This window comes from Flaviramulus sp. (genome assembly GCF_982512915.1).
The window spans coordinates 25,295-44,192 of the sequence record NZ_CEWOCJ010000020.1 but is presented as its reverse complement, the minus strand read 5'-3'; the positions used below and the strand labels follow the sequence as shown (position 1 = coordinate 44,192).

Below are 18,898 nucleotides of genomic sequence, written 5' to 3'. Positions count from 1 at the left end.
TCACTAAATCGGAGAATTGATTCACAGGAATCGGTTCTCCATTTTTTATGTTTGATATTTCCTTCGTTAAAATCGGTATTGAGCCAAAAATAGCGTTCACTTTTGGGGTTCGAACTCTATCGTTTGACTTGTCGTAACCTAGACCGGATGGAAACACTAAATTTTGAAGTTTTTGTTTTTGTTTTAAATCCCCTTCAGTCCAAATCTTCTCAAGAGATGCGGATAAACTAAGCGCTTTATCAATAGCCAATTCAAGGTTCGAACTATTTAATGTTGGATTTTCAACAGACATATCGGCTAAACTTTTTGAGTGGTCTGGACTAAAGCATATTACTTTACAAATATCCCATTGCCACTAATAGCTTAAATCAAAATTTTAAAGTATCTAGAGTAAATCAAGTTTGGGTATCCGACATCACTTATATTGAAACAAAGCAAGGTTGGATGTATTTAACAGTGATTATTGATTTATTTAATCGAAAAGTAATAGGTTGGTCTATGAGCGACAACCTAATAACACAGGACACTATAATAGTCGCATGGAATATGGCCGTAAAATCTAACGTAATTACTGAAGAACTTATCTTCCATTCGGATAGAGGCTCTCAGTATGCAAGTTATTTGTTTACGGATATTATTAAAAATTATGATGGTTTAGTAAAACAGAGCATGAGTAGAAAAGGAAATTGCTGGGACAATGCCGTTGCTGAATCCTTTTTTAAGAGCTTAAAAACTGAATGGGTGTATCTGCACAAATACAATTACAGATCTCAGGCAGAACTATCCATCTTTTCTTGGATAGATACTTGGTACAATAAAAGAAGAATACACTCAACTTTAGGGTAAAAACTATTAACGAATTTGAAAAAGAAATGTATAACCAAAATCTAGCAGCTTAAATCTCGCAATTAATTGTCCAACTTTGTGTTGCAAGTCCATTTATTAATTTTATCATTTATAAAACATTTTGTGAAAAATGTGTCTTACACTTTTGTTCGTAAACAAGTAATCAGGAATTAATAATTAGTTTTTTATGTGTAACTTTAAATGTCGCAACCTTTTGTCTAGTAAAAATATAATTAGTCATTATATTATACCCGTTTTTTACAGTTGATAAAGAGCCCTAATTTTTCTATTTACTTAAGTGTTGATTTAATTTATTTAAATTCCCAAAGAAGCGGTAGTACATAATAAACAAAAAGAGTTATAACTATTATTGAAATAATATTCATTGAAAATCCTTTCTTTACCATGTCTTCTATTTTTAAGTACCCAGATCCAAAAACTACAGCATTTGGGGGGGTTGCAACCGGAAGCATAAAAGCACATGAAGCTGCCAAAGTAGCTCCAACAAGTAAAAAATATGGATGCACACCTACAGCTGTTGAAAGAGAAATAAGAACAGGTAATAACATTGCGGTTGTAGCTAAATTTGAAGTTATCTCCGTTAAGAAATTTACAGATGCAACTAAAATCAAAAGCAATAAAATAAGCGATATAGATCCTAAAGAAGTCATTTGGCTACCAATCCAAACTGCCAATCCACTTGTTTCAAAACCAAGAGCTAAAGCCATTCCACCACCAAATAATAGTACAATACCCCATGGCAATTTCACTGCATCTTCCCAGATCAAAATTTTCACTCCTTTGTCTTTAGAAGGAAGTATAAACAAAATTATAGCAAAGAAAACAACAATAATAGTGTCATCAATTCCGGGAATAAGCTGTTTAATCAAAAATGACCTAGTAATCCATGCAATAGCGGTTAATAAAAACACAAGAAATACTATTTTTTCTTCATAGGAAATTTTACCCAATAATTTTAATTGCCTTTTAATTTCTTGACTTCCACCAGGAAATGTTTTTTGTTTAAATTTGAAGGCAAAACGTGTTAGATAAATCCAACATGTAAATAATAGAATAAGTGAAATTGGAAACCCAAAAAAGAACCATTGAGAAAATGAAATTTCTATATTATATGTTTGTTTTATAACTCCTGCTAACACTAAATTTGGAGGTGTACCTATAAGGGTTGCTATGCCGCCAATTGAAGCACTGTAAGCAATAGATAGCATTAAGGCTTTACCAAAAATTAAATTTTCGTTTTCTATAGTGGCTGGATTATCTCTTAATTGTGATACAATAGCCATTCCAACTGGCAGTATCATAACGGCAGTTGCTGTGTTGGATATCCACATGGATAAAAATGCAGTTGCAATCATAAACCCAAGAATGATATTAATAACATTAGTTCCAACAATTTTAATAATCGTTAAAGCTATTCTTCTATGCAAATTCCATTTTTCAATAGCGATGGCTAAAATAAAACCACCAATATACAGAAACACATATTTATGACCGTAAGACGCCGTAGTTTCATTCAACCCCATGCCGCCAGATAATGGAAAGAGAATAATAGGTAATAATGCAGTAACTGCAATTGGCACAGCTTCCGTTATCCACCAAATTGCAATCCAGATAGCAGATGCCAAAACGGCATTAGCAGAATCATTGAGCCCTTTAGGATGAATATATAGTGTTATTATTAAAAATGCCAATGGTCCCAACAACAAACCTATTCTTCCTTTAGAAATATTCATATTTAAATACTATTAATTAAAAATTATATCAGCCGCATTTTCAATAGCAGGTTGAAAATTATGACCAACATTCTCATTGATGTAAAATTGCCAATTAAATTCTAAATTGTTTAATAGTGACAAATTCTCTGATTTTTGAAAGAAATAATTTGCTCTATCTAATCTATTTAAACCTTGAGCATCTGCAAGTTCATTATGCCTTAACCCTGGAGAATTTGGGTCATTATCAAGTGCTCCTATTTGTATTATTAAATTTTTATTAAACAAACTGGTTAAAGATAGAGTTTCCAAAGGGCTATTTTTAAAACCATATGGGAATTGTATTGATATATCTGGAATGGTATACCACCCAGAACCAGATGATACAACTTTATCAAATTTTGCATTAGGTTTAAACATAATAAAGCGATTTGCAAACTGCCCACCAGCAGAATGTCCAATAATATGATATTTAGTTGAAACGTTATTAAGTCCTCCCTTTATAAAATCAAATAAAGGTTCTATCAAAGAAAAAGTCCATTGATCCTCAGGGTTCAAAGTAGAAGTAGTTGGATTGTCACCATCAATAAAAACGTTTCCAAGATTATAGCCATCACCTCCTGGAAAATCTATATTTAATAATTCTGGAGCCATAACTATAAAGTTATATTGATTAGCCTTGGATATGGCAGCATCTCTATAATATTTAGCATTTCTATCTGTACCATGAAAAATAAAAACTATTGATGAGTTAGAATTCGAGTTTTTGGGTATATAAAAATAAACTTTTATTGGTTTATTATGAAAAGGTTGATAATCAGTAAAATCAAAAAAACCACTTCCAGTTGTTTGGTAATCTAAATTTGAAGCTAGAATTTTTGATGATTGCGAATCACCACTGCATGCCATTAACATGAAGAAAACCAAGTAAATTATTATAATAAAAATGGATTTCATTTAAAATAAATTTTTTTTGTATAAATTAAGAAGTTAATTTACTAATTTTATGATACCAATTTTCTAAAAAAATGAATACCAATTTTAAATTTGCTATTGATAAGATTAAAGAAGAATATAGTAGTCAACTTTTAATAAAACCTACAAACAAATATATAGTACTATACAGAGCAATAAAAAATGGCATTTTAAACAAGGATTTGCCTCACGAATGGTTATTGCCTTCAACTAGGCTTTTGTCAGAAGAATTGGTACTTTCTAGAACAACTGTAAACAAAACCTATGAGTTACTTAAATTAGAAAAATTAATTTCATCAAAGCCTGGTTCAGGATACAGGGTACATTATGAAAATTTATTAGAAGAGGATATTAAAAAACCCGAAAACACCTCTTTTGATGAAAGTCTTTATCCTAAAATAACAGAAAAAGGGTTATCATTTTTAAAAAACATATCACTCATAAATAGGTTGCCGAATAATAATTTAGCTTTTAGGCCAGGGTTACCACCAATAGATGTTTTTCCAGTGAATCAATGGAAAAAATTATTAAATGCTTATTGGCGTCATGTAAAATCTTCAGGTCTTTCTTATTCTCAAACTACTGGTATTACAGAGTTAAAAAAGAGTATTTGTAATTATTTAAATATTAATAGAAATATTAAATGTAATTATGAGCAGATTATTATTGTTTCGGGCTCATTGCAATCATTGTATCTTATAACCAATACAGTTATTGATAAAGATGATTATGTTATTTTAGAAAACCCAACTTTTCCCAATGTGCATTCTATTTTTAAAAGCATTCAATCTAATATTCTGCCCATTACTATAGATAAAGAAGGGATTGATATAAAAAAAATGAATTCTTTGGCTAGCTTTAAACCAAAAATTGTTCATACAACGCCTTCAAACCATTATCCCTTAGGTGTTAAAATGAGCCTTAATAGAAGAAAAGAATTGTTGGAATGGGCATCAATAAATAAAGCTTTAATTATTGAAAATGATTATGAGAATGAAATAGCAAATAGTATAAATAATTTGCCTAGCATATATACTTTAGATACTGAAGATAGGACTATTTATATGGGAACATTTAATAGATTATTGCATCCTTCAATACGTTTAGGTTATATGATAGTTCCTAAGTATTTAGCAAAAGCAGTTGAAGCATTACAAGAACATTCACATCGTTTTATTGCGCCGTCTATTCAAGTGGTTATGAATCAGTTTATTGAAAGGAATTATCTTTTTCAACACATAAAAAATATTACTACTGTTGCCAAAGAAAGGCATTTATTATTTATTAAAGAATTTGAAAAAAACAATAAAACTCTAGATATCCATCAAAAAGAGTTTTGTAGTCTTCATATTGTTGCCAAATTTAAAAATTCAATTACAGAAAAAGATGAAATAAAATTCATAGAAAAATTGGCAGAGCATGATATTGTAGCTTTTTCATTAAGTAAATGTTATATAGGGGAAGAAAAAGAACAAGGTTTAATTTTGGGTTATTCGGCTGTAAGGCCTAATAAATTAATCCAAAAAGTAAATCAAATGAAGTCTCTTTTTTAGTTAGCTTAATTAGTATTTATATTAATTAGACTGTAAATATAATTGGTATTAAATTTTATAACAAACTGGTATTGTTTTTTAAATAAGATTACTCTTAATTTTAAACTATATTATTGTAAAACTAAATTAATCCATTATGAAAAAACTTTACATTTTATTTTTTATCCTTTTAAGTTATTCGATGTCAGCACAATTGGTGCTTAATGAAGCTTTATTTGACCCCGCTAGTGATATAACTGGTGATGCTAATGGAGATGGTGTTAGAGATGCGGCAGCAGATGAATTTATTGAGTTTGTAAACAATTCTGTATCACCATTAGATATTAGTGGATATAAAATTTATGATATTACAAATTATACACTTCTTCCTGGTACTGACACTCCAAGGCATACTGTTCCAGCAAGCACAGTAATTCCTGCTAATGGTGTTTATGTATTATTTGGAGGTGGAACACCAACAGGTAGTTTTGGAGGTGCAATTGTTCAAACATCTTCAACAGGAGATCTTAATTTAACAAATGGAGGTGATGTTATTACGGTAACAGATGCATTTGGCAATCTAATCCTATCGTTTGACAGTACTGTCCTTGGATTAAATATGGGTGCTGATCAATCTGCTATGAGAAATCCAAATATAACTGGAGATTTTGAACTTCATTTAGCTGTTAATGGTGAATTGTTTTCCCCTGGAGTTTTAGCTATTCCATCAACTCCATCAACACCTCTTGTTGTAAATGAAGTTTTATTTGACCCAGCAAGTGATTTAACTGGCGATGCTAATGGAGATGGTGTAAGAAATTCAGCAGCAGATGAATTTATTGAATTTGTAAATAATTCCAGTTCAAGTTTAGATATTAGCGGATATACCATTTTTGATGCAACAGGTTTTGGAACTAGCACTCCAAGGCATACTGTTCCAGCAAGCACAGTAATTCCTGCTAATGGTGTTTATGTATTATTTGGAGGTGGAACACCAACAGGTAGTTTTGGAGGTGCAATTGTTCAAACATCTTCAACAGGAGATCTTAATTTAACAAATGGAGGTGATGTTATTACCATAAAAAACAACCTAGATGAAGTTATACTTGTTTTTGATAGTTCATCTACGGGATTAAATTTTGGTATGGATGAATCTATAACCAGAAGCCCTGATATTACAGGTGATTTTGTATTACACACTTCAGCCAATGCTAGTTTGTTATTCTCTCCTGGTTTAAAAAATAGTGGAGCAGCTTTAAATATAAGTAGTTTTCTAAAATCCGAATTGTCAATTTATCCAAATCCAGTAAATAATGGAATTGTGACTATCAAATCTCAAATTTCTGGTGAAAAAAGTATTAAGTTATATGATATTACGGGTAGACAAGTTTTAAATACTAAATTGAAATCAGATATGCTTGATGTTAGTTTTGTTCAGAGCGGACTTTACTTACTTAATATTTCCATTAATAATCATTCATCATCATCTAAATTATTAATTAAATAACCCCGTATTAATTAATTATAATTCTTTAAAAAAAAGGTGCTTTATATAAGTGCCTTTTTTTTATAAAAGTAAATTATTCTTAAAAAGGTTTAATCTTTGTAATTGGTATTACATTTTTATATAATCTGGTATCTTTTTTTAAAATATCATTATTATAAATTTACATACTAATTTCATTTATAAATTAAAAGTCAAAACAATGGGCATGACATCTAATCTCATAAAATTATTTTTTTGTTTCTCTTTATTAATAAGTATTACTTCTTGCACCACTGATGATATTTTACCAAGTATTGAGCTAACAGCAAGTAGCGTCAATTTAAGTGAAGACAATGGTTATATTACTGTTACTGTTTCAGTTAACACAAAGGTTAATCAATCATTAACTGTGCCTTTAGTATTATCTGGTACCGCAACAGATGGTAGTGATTTCAGTTTAAGTACTCCGAATATAACAATAAATTCTGGTAACAATTCAGGTAGTATTACTATTACTGGAATTCAAGATAATATAATTGAAGGTGTTGAAACACTAAATATATCACTAGGAACTGTGAAAAATGTACTTATATTAAGTAATTCTGAAATTTATATTTCTGTTTTAGATGATGATTCAGATTCAGATGGGGATGGCGTTTTAGATGCTAATGATGATTGTCCAAATGTGGCAGGAGATATAAATAACAATGGTTGTCCATTTTTAGGGTTTTTAATTAATGAAGTTTTGTATGATCCAGCAGCTAATTTGCCCGGAGATGCCAATGGTGATGGAGTAAGAGACGCAAATCAAGACGAATTTATAGAATTTTATAATTCTGGTACAGAATTAGATATTTCTGGTTATACAGTTTCAGACGCTAGTGCTTTAAGACATACATTTCCATCAGGTACTGTTGTACCTAAAAATGGAGTTTTGGTATTATTTGGTGGTGGTTCCCCTTCAGGAAGCTTTGGTGGTGCTATTGTTCAAGTAGCTTCAGAAGGACAAATTAATATTAGTAATGCAGGAGATACGGTAACTGTGAGAGATGCCAATGGTAATGAAGTAGTTGTATTTGATTTAGCAGGTTTATCAGGTAATCCAGACGAATCTTATACTAGAAACCCTGACCTTACTGGAGATTTTGCTCAGCATACCACTATTACTGAAGCTGAAGGAAGATTGTTTTCTCCTGGAACTAAATTAGATGGTACTTCCTTCTAATTAAAAACAAAAAAATTATGCACTATTTAGGAGCTATGCTATCACTTGTATTTATATTTTTTACTGCAAATTTTTTGTTGAAAAAATATAATCCTCATGCTATTTTATTAGTATCTGGATTATTAATGTTGGTAGTAGCAGAATTTTTAAATTATAAATTGCCTGAATTAAAAGAATCAACTGGTTTTTCAGGATTTGATTTATTTAGATATATAGAAGAATCTTTTAGTAAAACAAATGCTGGTGTTGGATTAATGATTATGGCTATTGGTGGTTTTGTTGCTTATATTGATAAAATTGGAGCTTCTGATGCCTTGGTTCATGTTTCGATGAAACCACTTAAATTATTTAAGAAAAAGCCATATTTGGCTGCATCCTTAGTAATTCCTATTGGTCAACTTTTATTTGTAGCTATCCCTTCTGCAGCAGGTTTAGGTTTACTTTTAATGGCATCATTATTTCCAATTTTAGTTAACTTAGGTGTAAGTAGATTATCTGCAGTTTCAGTAATTACAGCAACAACGGCCTTTGGTATTGGTCCAGCTTCAGCAATAACTGCTAGCGCAATTGGTATCGCAAAAATAGATTCTGTATTTTATTTTCTAAATCATCAAATACCTCTGGTTTTACCACTAAGTGTGTCTATGATGATTACTTATTATTTTGTAAATCGTTATTTTGACAAAAGGGAACAAACAACACAAAACAATAAAGATGTTGAAAAAAAAGAGTTAAAAGCACCATTAATATATGCTATAATTCCAATATTACCCATCATACTTTTGATTGTTTTCTCTGAAATTTTTAGTTTTTTTGAATCCCCCATAACATTGCATACTACTACTGCCATGTTTATAAGTTTGTTTGTTGCTTTGGTTTTTGAACTTATTAGAGTTAGAAATTTAAAAGAAGTATTTAACTCATTTACTGTTTTTTGGAATGGCATGGGAAATATTTTTAAATCAGTTGTAACGTTAATTATTACTGCAGATATTTTTGCTAAAGGGCTTATAAGTTTAGGATTTATTGATGGGTTGTTAGATGTAGCCCAAAACTTTGGTTTTGCAGCAATAGGAATAGGAATTGTGATGACCATCATGATCTTTTTGGCATCCATGCTTATGGGAAGTGGTAATGCGGCATTCTTTGCATTTGGCCCTTTAATTCCTAAAATAGCTGGTAAATTAGGAGTTGAAAGCACTTCAATCATTTTGCCTATGCAACTATCAGCATCCATGGGAAGAACTGTATCTCCAGTGGCAGGTGTTATTATTGCGACAGCAGCTATAGCAGATGTGACAACTATAGCTATAGTAAAGAGAAATTTAATACCATTAGTTGTAGCATTAGTATTAATGCTATCATTTCATTATATATAATTTTATGTTGAAATTAATTAAAAATACAAATTTATATACACCAAAATATTTAGGTAAAAAAGACCTTCTTATTGCAGGGAAAAAAATTATTGCTGTTGAAGATAATCTAGATGCTTTCAGAAAAATAGCTGACGTTTGGGACGCTAAAGGAAAGGTTGTAACACCAGGGTTAATAGATCAGCATATTCATATTATTGGTGCCGGAGGAAAAGAAGGTTTTTCGTCTATGACACCAGAAGTTAACCTAAGTGAATTAATTGCATGCGGAAGCACCACTGTAGTTGGCTTATTAGGAACTGATGGTACTGCAAGAAATATAAGAACCCTTTACAGCAAAGCAAAAGCTCTGGAGGAAGAAGGAATTTCTGCTTATATGTACTCTGGTTATTATGGTATAGATTCCATGACCATTACTGATAGCATACAAGGTGATATGATTTTTATTGATAAAGTTTTAGGCTGTAAAATTGCCATAAGCGATATTAGATCGTCTTATCCAACTGCTTTAGAGTTAGTAAGAAAGCTTCGCGATATTATGGTTGGAGGATTTATAGGTAAAAAGAAAGGCATATTGCATGTACATCTTGGAAATTTAGATTCTAAATTAGACATATTATTTGAATTAGTGAACGATTATAAATTTCCCATAAAACATATTTCACCAACTCATGTAGGGCGCACTAAAGAGCTTTTTGACCAGGCTATTGAATTTGCCAAGCTTGGTGGTATGATTGATATAACCACAGGGGCTTCAAAATATACTGACCCTTATAAGTCTGTCTTGTATGCTTTAGAACAAGGTGCTAATATTGACAACATAACTTTTAGTACCGACGGTCATGCGGGTTTAACAAAATTTGATAACCAAGGAAATGCCATTGGTATAAGAAAAGCCCCTATTAACTCAAATCTGGAAGAAGTTAGATTGCTTGTTAAAAAAGGAGGCATGCCTATTGAAGAGGCCTTTAAGATTATTACAACCAATCCTGCAAATAATTTAGGTTTAAAAAATAAAGGAAAAATTGAAGTTGGAATGGATGCTGATTTATGTTGTTTTGATGATGATTTGAATTTAAAAGATGTCTTTGCCAACGGCAAACATATGATGGACAACGGTAACATTATAGTTAAAGGAGTATTTGAATAATAATAATAAAAAGCATGAAGATTCATAAAATCATTAGCGTTAGTCTCTTACTACTATCATTTGCATTTGTATATGCTCAAGAAATAAAACTTGATACTTACAGATTTGGTGAAGGATTAAATTTTTCAGGTGAAGGGGATTATAAAATCAGATTAAGCGGTTTCATTCAGCCCTACATGGAAACTCAGCACCAAACAGATGTTGAAGAAAATAGTTCGTTTAATCGATTTAGGATGCGCCGGTTGCGTTTAAGAATTGATGGCAATTCAGGAAATCAAAGATTTAATTATCGCTTTCAAGTAGATTTAAGTGGCACCTCTGAAGCCGATATTACTACCACAAGCAATTATTTATTGGATGCTTATGTTTCTTACGATATAACAAATAGAATTACAGCCACATTCGGTCAACGTTCAACCTACACAGATAACAGGGAGCTCTTTATGGACTCTAGATCACTTCAGTTAGTAGAACGTAGCCCTCTAACCTCGGCATTTGCTTCCATTCGTGAGTTTGGGTTATTTCTTCAAGGGAATTTTAAAGCTGGTTTCGGATCGTATTTAAGACCTTATTTTGTTTTAACAAATGGAGATGGCGGTAATGTTTTTAGAGCTGATTACGGAGGTGTAAAAGTTGGTGGTCGTATAGATTATTTGCCTTTTGGTCTATTCACAAACTTTGGTCAGTTCAGACAAACAGACATTGTAAGAGAAAATGCTCCTAAATTAGTCATTGGGGCAAATTTCAGTCATAATAACGGCATGAGCAGTAGAAGAGGTAGAGAAAGCGGAACCATTCTGTACCTAAATGATAACGATGAAGAATCGCTTCCTGATTATACAAAATATGGCGTAGACTTCTTATTTAAATATAACGGATTTTCTGCCTTAGGTGAATATGTAAAATCTAAAACCACAGTTCCAACAGATATTACACAACGAGTTAGAAATGATGGAACAACCTCAACTGTTTTTGATGTTAATGGAGTTCAAGATGTTGAAAATTATGTAAAAGGAAGAATGATGCTTGGAGAAGCTTTTAACTTTCAAATGGGATATATTTTTAAAAGTGGTTTCTCCATTGATGGCCGTTATACACATCTTAAAGCTGATGAGAATTCATTCTTGAATAACGCCACTTTTTATAACCGCCCTAATTACTACACCTTTGGCGTAAGTAAATATTTGGGTAGAAATTACGGCGCAAAAATTCAGGCAGATTATACCTATGTGGATGGTAGCCTTGGAATTAATGATAACAATGGTAATCCATTACCTGGAGATGAAACTTTATTAAGAATAATGCTAACCGTTTCATTTTAAATAATGCTTAAACAACCTATCATATTAGCTTTATTTTTTTACACGACATGTATGTTGGGTCAATTAAATCCGCAATCAAAAAAGATTACAGAAAAATTCTTTCCAGACGCAGATTTTATTGAAGACATTACTCCGGCACTTCAAAAGAAAAAAGGATTTACAGATTATGAAGAGCTAACATCTTATTTAGAAATGTTAGTTGCTCAACATCCAGAAAAAATTCAGCTTTCATATATTGGCGAATCTCAAAAAGGAAAACAAATTCCAATGGTTCGTTTAACAAATATGAATTCCAATGAAAAACTTAAAGTTTGGATACAAGGTGGGCTACATGGAGATGAACCAGCAAGCACAGAAGGCGTTCTCTACTTGTTAAATAAACTTTTAAATGATTCAAAATACACATATTTATTAGACAGTTTAGACTTAGCCGTTATTCCCATGGCGAATATTGATGGCTATTTAAAGCAAGATAGATACGCCGCCAATGGTCTCGATTTAAACCGAGATCAAACTAAATTAATGGCGTCTGAAACACTGGTGATTAAGAAAGCGTTTACAGATTTTAATCCTGAATTAGGTTTAGATTTTCATGAATACAGACCATACCGTAAAGATTTTGCAAGAATGAGCTCTTTCGGGATAACATCTGCCTATGATGCCATGTTTTTATACAGCGGAAATTTAAATGTGCCTGAAAATTTAAGAACACTTACAAATACGCTTTTTGTAGAAAATGCCAGAAAAGTTCTTGAAAATAATGGATTAAGACAACACGACTACATCACAACTCAAACATATGGTGGAGAAATACACTTTAATCAAGGGTCCAATAACGCCCGTTCAAGCGCCACTAATTATGCCTTGAACAATATGATTTCAACATTATTTGAAATAAGAGGTGTTGGAATAGGTAGAACTTCTTTTAAAAGACGCATAAACGTTACGTTTTTAATTGCTATTAATTATTTAGAAACAGCCTATAACAATATAGCTTTAGTTAAAGAAGAAATAGCCAAAGCAAATTCACTAAACAATGATGCGATTGTAACGAGTTCCAAAACAATTTATACTAGCAGTATACAAACTATTGATTTAGATACAAACGATTTGATTGATTTAGAGATAACCATAAGAGACGCCTTACAATCTAAACCTGAACTGGTAAGAAAGCGCCCTAAAGCGTATGTTATTGATAAAAATCAAGCTGAAATTATTGAAAAGCTAAAGATTTTAGGTATAACTATTGAATCTTTAAGCGAAGACACTGAATTAGAAGTAGAAAGTTTTACGGTTTCAGAATATCAGCGAGATTCTGAAAAATATGAAAAAATGAATTTACAAACTGTTGAAACGGTTTTAAACTCAGAAAAATTAAGCTTTCCGCAAGGAACCTTTAAGATTCCAATGAATCAAAAAAGAGCTAATTTAATTATAGAACTTTTAGAACCAGAAGCGCCAAACAGCTTTGTGAGTTTTGGTGTTTTAGAAACCGAAAAATTAGACACATTACCCATTTATAGATTATTAAATTAACAATACAAAAAATAAACAAATGAAAAAACTGTCATTATTAATCCTATTTTTCTGTATAACCATACTGTTAAATGCCCAAGAGAGTGACAAAAACCAAGCAAGTTTTGACCTTGGTAGCGGTTTAAATTTTTCCTTTAACGAAGGGGATTACCAATTTAATTTTGGTGGATTTATCCAACCCACATACAAATACAGTAAACTTGAAGGGCAAAAATCTGATAATGAATTCAGTGCTAAAAGAGCTTATTTAATAATTTCAGGAACAGCTGTAAAAGAAAAGGTAAGTTTTCTAATTCAGACGGATTATAGTCTTTCACAGCCATTATTAGATGCTTGGGTTGCGTATCATCCTACAAGCAAAATAACTATAACTGTTGGGCAAAAACAAACCTTTCTAAATAATCGAGAGATGACATTTAGAGAAGATAAATTACAGTTTACAGACCGTAGTTTATTGAGTCAAACATTAAGTAGAACAGGACGAGAATTTGGTCTGTTCATGGAAAGTAAGTTTGGTAACAAATTTGGTATAGTGCCTATGGCTGCATTAACCTCTGGAGATGGAAGAAATTCTTTTGGTGCTGATTCTAGAGATACAGATCTAGGAGGATTAAAAATTGGAGGGCGTTTAGACTTGTATCCATTTGGTTATTTCTCTGAAGGCAATGATAATTTAAGTGCCGATTTAGCACATGAACAAAGCTTAAAATTTGTTATTGGTGCAGCAATAAGTCAAAATACAGGGGTAAGTAATGCTAACGGCGAAGGTCATGGAAATTTTTTGTTATACAATGCTAATGGTCTTAATAATCTTCCAGACTATTCACAAGTTTATCTTGATTTTTTATTGAAATACCAAGGATTCTCATTTTTAGGAGAATATGCTAATGCAAGCGCAAGTGGTTTAAATACAACCTTTATTGATGCCACTGCAACACAGATATTGGCACCTCAACAAATTAGTGAGTATTTATTAATAGGAGATAGTTATAATTTTCAGGCTGGTTATGTAACTGCAAAAGGACTAAGTTTTGATTTTAGATATGAAAGTTCTAAGCCAGAATATAAAGCTAATTTAAACTCTTTAATGCAAGATTCAAATAGTTTTACATTTGGACTCACAAAATATTTTAATAATAACAATTTGAAAATGCAAGCTTCCATTTCAAGCATTGACTATTCAAATGCTAGCAATCAAACTATTGGAGAATTTGTTATGCAGATTGTTTTCTAGATGCATAGAAAGTTAATAATCTTTGTTTTTATAATTAATTTTACTTTGTGTTTTGGACAAATATTAAGACCAAATACTACAGGTTCATTTACTTATATTCCAACAGCTCCTTTAAATACAAAACCTGTTGAAGTCTTTTATCATATTCCAACAGGAGATATAAATACTATGCCTATTTTATTTTCCTTTCATGGTGCTAGTAGAAATGGAGCCGATTATAGAGATTTTTGGATTTCTATGGCAGATGCTAATGGTTTTATGGTATTTGCTCCTGAATTTTCAGATACATATTATCCAACAGGAGATCAATACCAGTCAGGAAACATTTTTGATGATGGAGATAATCCAAGTTTAGCCACTTATAATCCTATAAATGAATGGACTTTTTCTATAATTGACCCTCTTTTTGAATATATTAAAGCTGATGTCTCAAGCATTCAAGAAGTATATAATGCATGGGGGCATTCAGGAGGTGCACAATTTTTACATCGATTTGTTGAATACCTACCTAATAGCAAATTGTATATTGCAGTTTGTTCAAATTCTGGCTGGTATACGGTGCCTGAATACACTTATAATTTTCCTTATGGATTAAATGAAGGACAATTATTAAACGAGACTTTAACCGACGCATTTTCCAAAAAGCTTATTGTTCACTTAGGGTTAGATGACATCGATCCTAATTCAGCAGGATTAAGGCACAATATTGTTGTTGATACTCAGCAGGGATTGTATCGTTTGGCTAGGGGAAGATATTTTTTTAACACAAGTCAAACAACGTCATTAAGTATGAGTGTCCCTTTTAATTGGGAAAAACATGAAATTACTGGTATTGGTCATGACGCACAGTTAATGGCAAATGATGCCTTGCAATTTATTTTAAACAGCACACTTTCTAATCAAGATTATCTAACATCAAAATCATTTAATATTTATCCAAATCCAACATCTTCAAATTTTGTGAAATTTAGTACAAAACTAAATACTCCAATTTCAGTTTCTGTTTTCAATATATTCGGAGAGGAGATAGTCAAAAAAATAATTGAAAACCGCATTTTAAATATCTCTAATCTTATTCCTGGGATTTATTTAATAAAGATACAGTCAGATACATTCTCAACTACAAAAAAATTAATCAAAAAATAAAAATTAATGTATAACACAAAAGTTATAACTATCGCTTTAGATTATTTGGGTATTAAAAACTCAAAAATTAACTACCAACTATCATCAGAACAATTACATAATGAAATTATTGCAAGATATCAAGGAAAAGTATCTCATTTAGGAGCAATTGCTGTGAATACAGGAGAGTTTACAGGTCGTTCTCCAAAAGACCGTTTTATTGTAAAAGACAACCTTACAAAGGATGAAGTTTGGTGGAGTAATATCAATATTCCTTTTGATACAGAAAAATTTGATGCATTGTATAATAGAGTAACAGATTATTTATCGAAAAAAGAAATTTTTGTAAGAGATAGTTATGCTTGTGCAGATGAACATTACAAACTAAATATTAGAGTTGTAAATGAATATCCTTGGAGCAACATGTTTGCTTATAATATGTTTTTACGTCCAACAGAAAAAGAATTGGAGACTTTTTATCCAGAATGGACTGTAATTAATGCACCTGGCTTTATTGCAAATCCAGAAATGGATGGTACTCGACAACATAATTTTACAATCTTAAATTTTAGTAAAAAAATAGCTTTAATAGGTGGTACAGGATATACAGGTGAAATTAAAAAAGGCATTTTTTCTGTCTTAAATTTTATTCTTCCTATTTACAAAAACACGTTACCAATGCATTGTTCTGCAAATGTGGGTGAAGCAGGAGATACAGCTATTTTTTTTGGGCTATCAGGAACAGGCAAGACAACGCTATCGACAGATTCAAATAGAAGTTTAATTGGCGATGATGAGCATGGGTGGACTTCTGAAAATACTATTTTTAATTTTGAGGGGGGGTGTTATGCAAAAGTAATTGACTTATCTAAAGAAAAGGAGCCAGAAATTTACGCAGCCATTAAAAACGGTGCTCTTTTAGAAAATGTGGTAATTAATAGTAGAGGTATTATCGATTTTTCGGATACATCTATCACAGAAAATACGCGAGTTAGTTATCCTATTTATCATATAGATAATATAAAACAACCTTCTATTGGAAAAAACCCAAAAAATATTTTTTTTTTAACCGCTGATGCCTTTGGAGTTTTGCCTCCAATATCTAAATTAACTCCAGCACAAGCAGCATATCATTTTATATCTGGTTATACTGCAAAAGTTGCAGGAACTGAAGCGGGAGTAACAGAACCTATACCAAGTTTTTCTGCATGTTTTGGAGCACCTTTTATGCCTTTACATCCAGGGAGATATGCTCAAATGTTAAGTGAAAAAATGAAGGAAGCAGGCGTAAATGTATGGTTAGTAAACACAGGATGGTCAGGTGGCAAATATGGTGTTGGTAAACGAATGCCTTTGAAATTTACAAGAGCAATGATTAATGCTGTATTAACTGGAGATTTAAAGGATTACACATACGAAAATTATCATATACATTCAGTTTTTGGTGTTGCACAACCTAGATCTTGCCCTGGTGTTCCAACTGAATTATTAAGCCCTAGAACGACATGGAATAACGACGAAGCTTACTATAAAACAGCCTTTGAGTTATCAAATGCATTTAGAAAAAACTTTGAGAAGTTTGAAGGATTTGCTAGTGAAGAGATACGCAGAGGAGGTCCACAGCGGTATGGGTTTTAATCATGTTTTTAAATACAATATGATATGAATAATAGAAATAAATTTTCTAAATCTCACTAAAAAAGTTTAAAACCTATTTCGAAAATAACTTAATAGATTGTAAAAAGAGATTTATCCTTTTTTTATTTCTTTAGTCAATTTAATACTGCAAATCTTTTAAATTATTTAGTTAATAAAAACAAGGTGTCTCATTTTCGGTTGAAAAAAACAGTTAAAATTAATAACTAGAAGAATTTAATTAATGAATCAGATGATTAACTAATTATATTCAATGAAAAAGAATCAATTTATAAAGAATTAGCTTTTTTCAAAATCTCTTATAATTATTATATCAATCATGAAAGTGTTCAACTTATAATTGATAATCATAAAGCAAAAATTATTGAAGTTAGTAGTAATTATATTTTTGTTGAAAAGAGGTAATACTAATCAAATTTTTAATTTTGTTGATGAATTATCTCAATTTGGATTAGTAAGTTTTAATACATCAGGAAAAATTATCCTTAACAAATTTTAAATATTTTTTGGTAAGATTATTGTAAAAATATGTTCTTACATACAATATAAGTTATAAACTGATAATCAAATTTTTTATTCTTGTAGCGCAAATTCAACTGCGGCCTTCGAATGTATTTGGGTTGTGTTAAAAAAAGGTATATCAATATCATTTTCATTAATAATTAATGGTATTTCAGTACAACCAGCTATAATACCCTGGGCACCATCAATTTTTAATTGTTCTATTATTGATAAAAAACGTTCTTTAGATTCTCTTTTAATTATACCCTTGGCTAACTCATCAAAAATGGTATTATTTATAAATTCTTTATCCGATAGATTCTGAGGAATTATGATATCAATTCCAAATTCAATTAACTTTGATTTAAAAAAATCGTATTCCATAGTAAATTTTGTTCCTAGAAGGCCAATTTTTTTTAATCCATTTTTTTTAATCTCAATAGCAGTAGAAGTAGCTATATGGATTAAAGGAATATTTATTTCTTTTTCTAATCTATCAGCTATTATATGCATAGTATTTGCACAAAGAACAATACCTTTAGCGCCACTATTTTCTAAATTTTTAGCAGCAGCTACTACCATTTTAAGAGTGGATTCCCAATTATTTGTATCATTATTATCCTTAATATTCTGAAAATTGAATGAATATATTATACATTCTGCATAATTAAGTTTACCTAATTTATCATTTATTCCTTGATTTATTTGTGTGTAATAATCTATTGTTGATACCCAACTAATTCCACCTATTAACCCTAATGTTTTCATATTATTTTATTTTTTCAAATTGTTTATCTATCCTGAGTCAGGGATTGTAATATTTAATTAAAATACAAAAAATAATGATTGTCAATTATCTTTTATTTATTATATAATTATAAATATTTGGAGTTAAATTTTTCTAATCTTAATTTAAGAAGCTTCTTTTTTTAAACAAAAACAAGTTAAATAGTATAAAACTCCTAATTAAACATATTAAAAAAATAAGATCATAACTCTTAAAAAAACAACTTAATATAAACTAATAAGAATAGAGACCTCATTAATTTTGTTTCATGTTATTTTAAAGATTTTTATAAAAATGTTAAAATAATATGTATTTCATCGATTTTATTTGCATTTAATCTTATTTAATGAAAAATAGTTTTATATTTGATACATCGAATTAGATAACCCAAATCTATCATAATTTAGTTAGTTA

13 protein-coding genes and 2 pseudogenes are annotated in these 18,898 nt (G+C 30.7%); 11 read left to right on the top strand and 4 right to left on the bottom strand.

Annotation, left to right across the window (positions count from 1 at the left end; all coding sequences use genetic code 11):
- Positions 1-292: pseudogene (locus AC1XJX_RS11600) on the bottom strand (hypothetical protein); the annotation flags it as partial.
- Between the two features lie 44 nt (positions 293-336).
- On the opposite strand from AC1XJX_RS11600, the pseudogene AC1XJX_RS11595 reads away from it, so the two are divergent.
- A pseudogene (locus AC1XJX_RS11595) lies at positions 337-899 on the top strand (IS3 family transposase); the annotation flags it as partial.
- Positions 900-1,157: 258 nt separating this feature from the next.
- Here the strand turns inward: AC1XJX_RS11595 and AC1XJX_RS11590 are convergent.
- Both AC1XJX_RS11590 and AC1XJX_RS11585 read right to left on the bottom strand, forming a co-directional pair.
- Entirely contained in the window at positions 1,158-2,600 is a 1,443-nt protein-coding gene (locus AC1XJX_RS11590) for an SLC13 family permease (protein WP_482004148.1), read from the bottom strand.
- A 12-nt stretch (positions 2,601-2,612) separates the two neighbouring features.
- A complete protein-coding gene (locus AC1XJX_RS11585) occupies positions 2,613-3,536 on the bottom strand; it encodes an alpha/beta hydrolase family protein (protein WP_482004147.1) in 924 nt (307 codons plus the stop codon).
- Positions 3,537-3,607: 71 nt separating this feature from the next.
- Here AC1XJX_RS11585 and pdxR point away from each other — a divergent pair, with 71 nt between their 5' ends.
- The 10 genes from pdxR (at position 3,608) to pckA (ending at position 17,178) form a co-directional block, all read left to right on the top strand.
- A complete protein-coding gene (gene pdxR, locus AC1XJX_RS11580) occupies positions 3,608-5,107 on the top strand; it encodes a MocR-like pyridoxine biosynthesis transcription factor PdxR (RefSeq protein ID WP_482004146.1) in 1,500 nt (499 codons plus the stop codon).
- Positions 5,108-5,243: 136 nt separating this feature from the next.
- Positions 5,244-6,593: a lamin tail domain-containing protein gene (locus AC1XJX_RS11575; RefSeq protein WP_482004145.1), complete on the top strand. Its 1,350-nt coding sequence runs from the start codon at positions 5,244-5,246 to the stop codon at positions 6,591-6,593.
- Positions 6,594-6,798: 205 nt separating this feature from the next.
- Positions 6,799-7,797 carry a lamin tail domain-containing protein gene (locus AC1XJX_RS11570; RefSeq protein ID WP_482004144.1) on the top strand — a complete coding sequence of 333 codons (999 nt, stop codon included), beginning with the start codon at positions 6,799-6,801 and terminating at the stop codon, positions 7,795-7,797.
- A 17-nt stretch (positions 7,798-7,814) separates the two neighbouring features.
- Entirely contained in the window at positions 7,815-9,176 is a 1,362-nt protein-coding gene (gene dcuC / locus AC1XJX_RS11565; protein ID WP_482004143.1) for a C4-dicarboxylate transporter DcuC, read from the top strand.
- 4 nt (positions 9,177-9,180) lie between these two features.
- Entirely contained in the window at positions 9,181-10,323 is a 1,143-nt protein-coding gene (gene iadA / locus AC1XJX_RS11560; RefSeq protein WP_482004142.1) for a beta-aspartyl-peptidase, read from the top strand.
- Positions 10,324-10,337: 14 nt separating this feature from the next.
- Positions 10,338-11,645: a porin gene (locus AC1XJX_RS11555; RefSeq protein WP_482004141.1), complete on the top strand. Its 1,308-nt coding sequence runs from the start codon at positions 10,338-10,340 to the stop codon at positions 11,643-11,645.
- A gap of 3 nt (positions 11,646-11,648) precedes the next feature.
- A complete protein-coding gene (locus AC1XJX_RS11550; protein WP_482004140.1) occupies positions 11,649-13,181 on the top strand; it encodes a M14 family metallopeptidase in 1,533 nt (510 codons plus the stop codon).
- A 19-nt stretch (positions 13,182-13,200) separates the two neighbouring features.
- A complete protein-coding gene (locus tag AC1XJX_RS11545; RefSeq protein WP_482004139.1) occupies positions 13,201-14,415 on the top strand; it encodes a hypothetical protein in 1,215 nt (404 codons plus the stop codon).
- Positions 14,416-15,561 carry a T9SS type A sorting domain-containing protein gene (locus AC1XJX_RS11540; RefSeq protein ID WP_482004138.1) on the top strand — a complete coding sequence of 382 codons (1,146 nt, stop codon included), beginning with the start codon at positions 14,416-14,418 and terminating at the stop codon, positions 15,559-15,561.
- A 6-nt stretch (positions 15,562-15,567) separates the two neighbouring features.
- Complete coding sequence (gene pckA, locus AC1XJX_RS11535; protein WP_482004137.1) at positions 15,568-17,178, top strand: phosphoenolpyruvate carboxykinase (ATP); 1,611 nt, start codon at positions 15,568-15,570, stop codon at positions 17,176-17,178.
- Between the two features lie 591 nt (positions 17,179-17,769).
- Here the strand turns inward: pckA and AC1XJX_RS11530 are convergent.
- Positions 17,770-18,465: an aspartate/glutamate racemase family protein gene (locus tag AC1XJX_RS11530; protein WP_482004136.1), complete on the bottom strand. Its 696-nt coding sequence runs from the start codon at positions 18,463-18,465 to the stop codon at positions 17,770-17,772.
- Between the last annotated feature and the right edge of the window lie 433 nt (positions 18,466-18,898).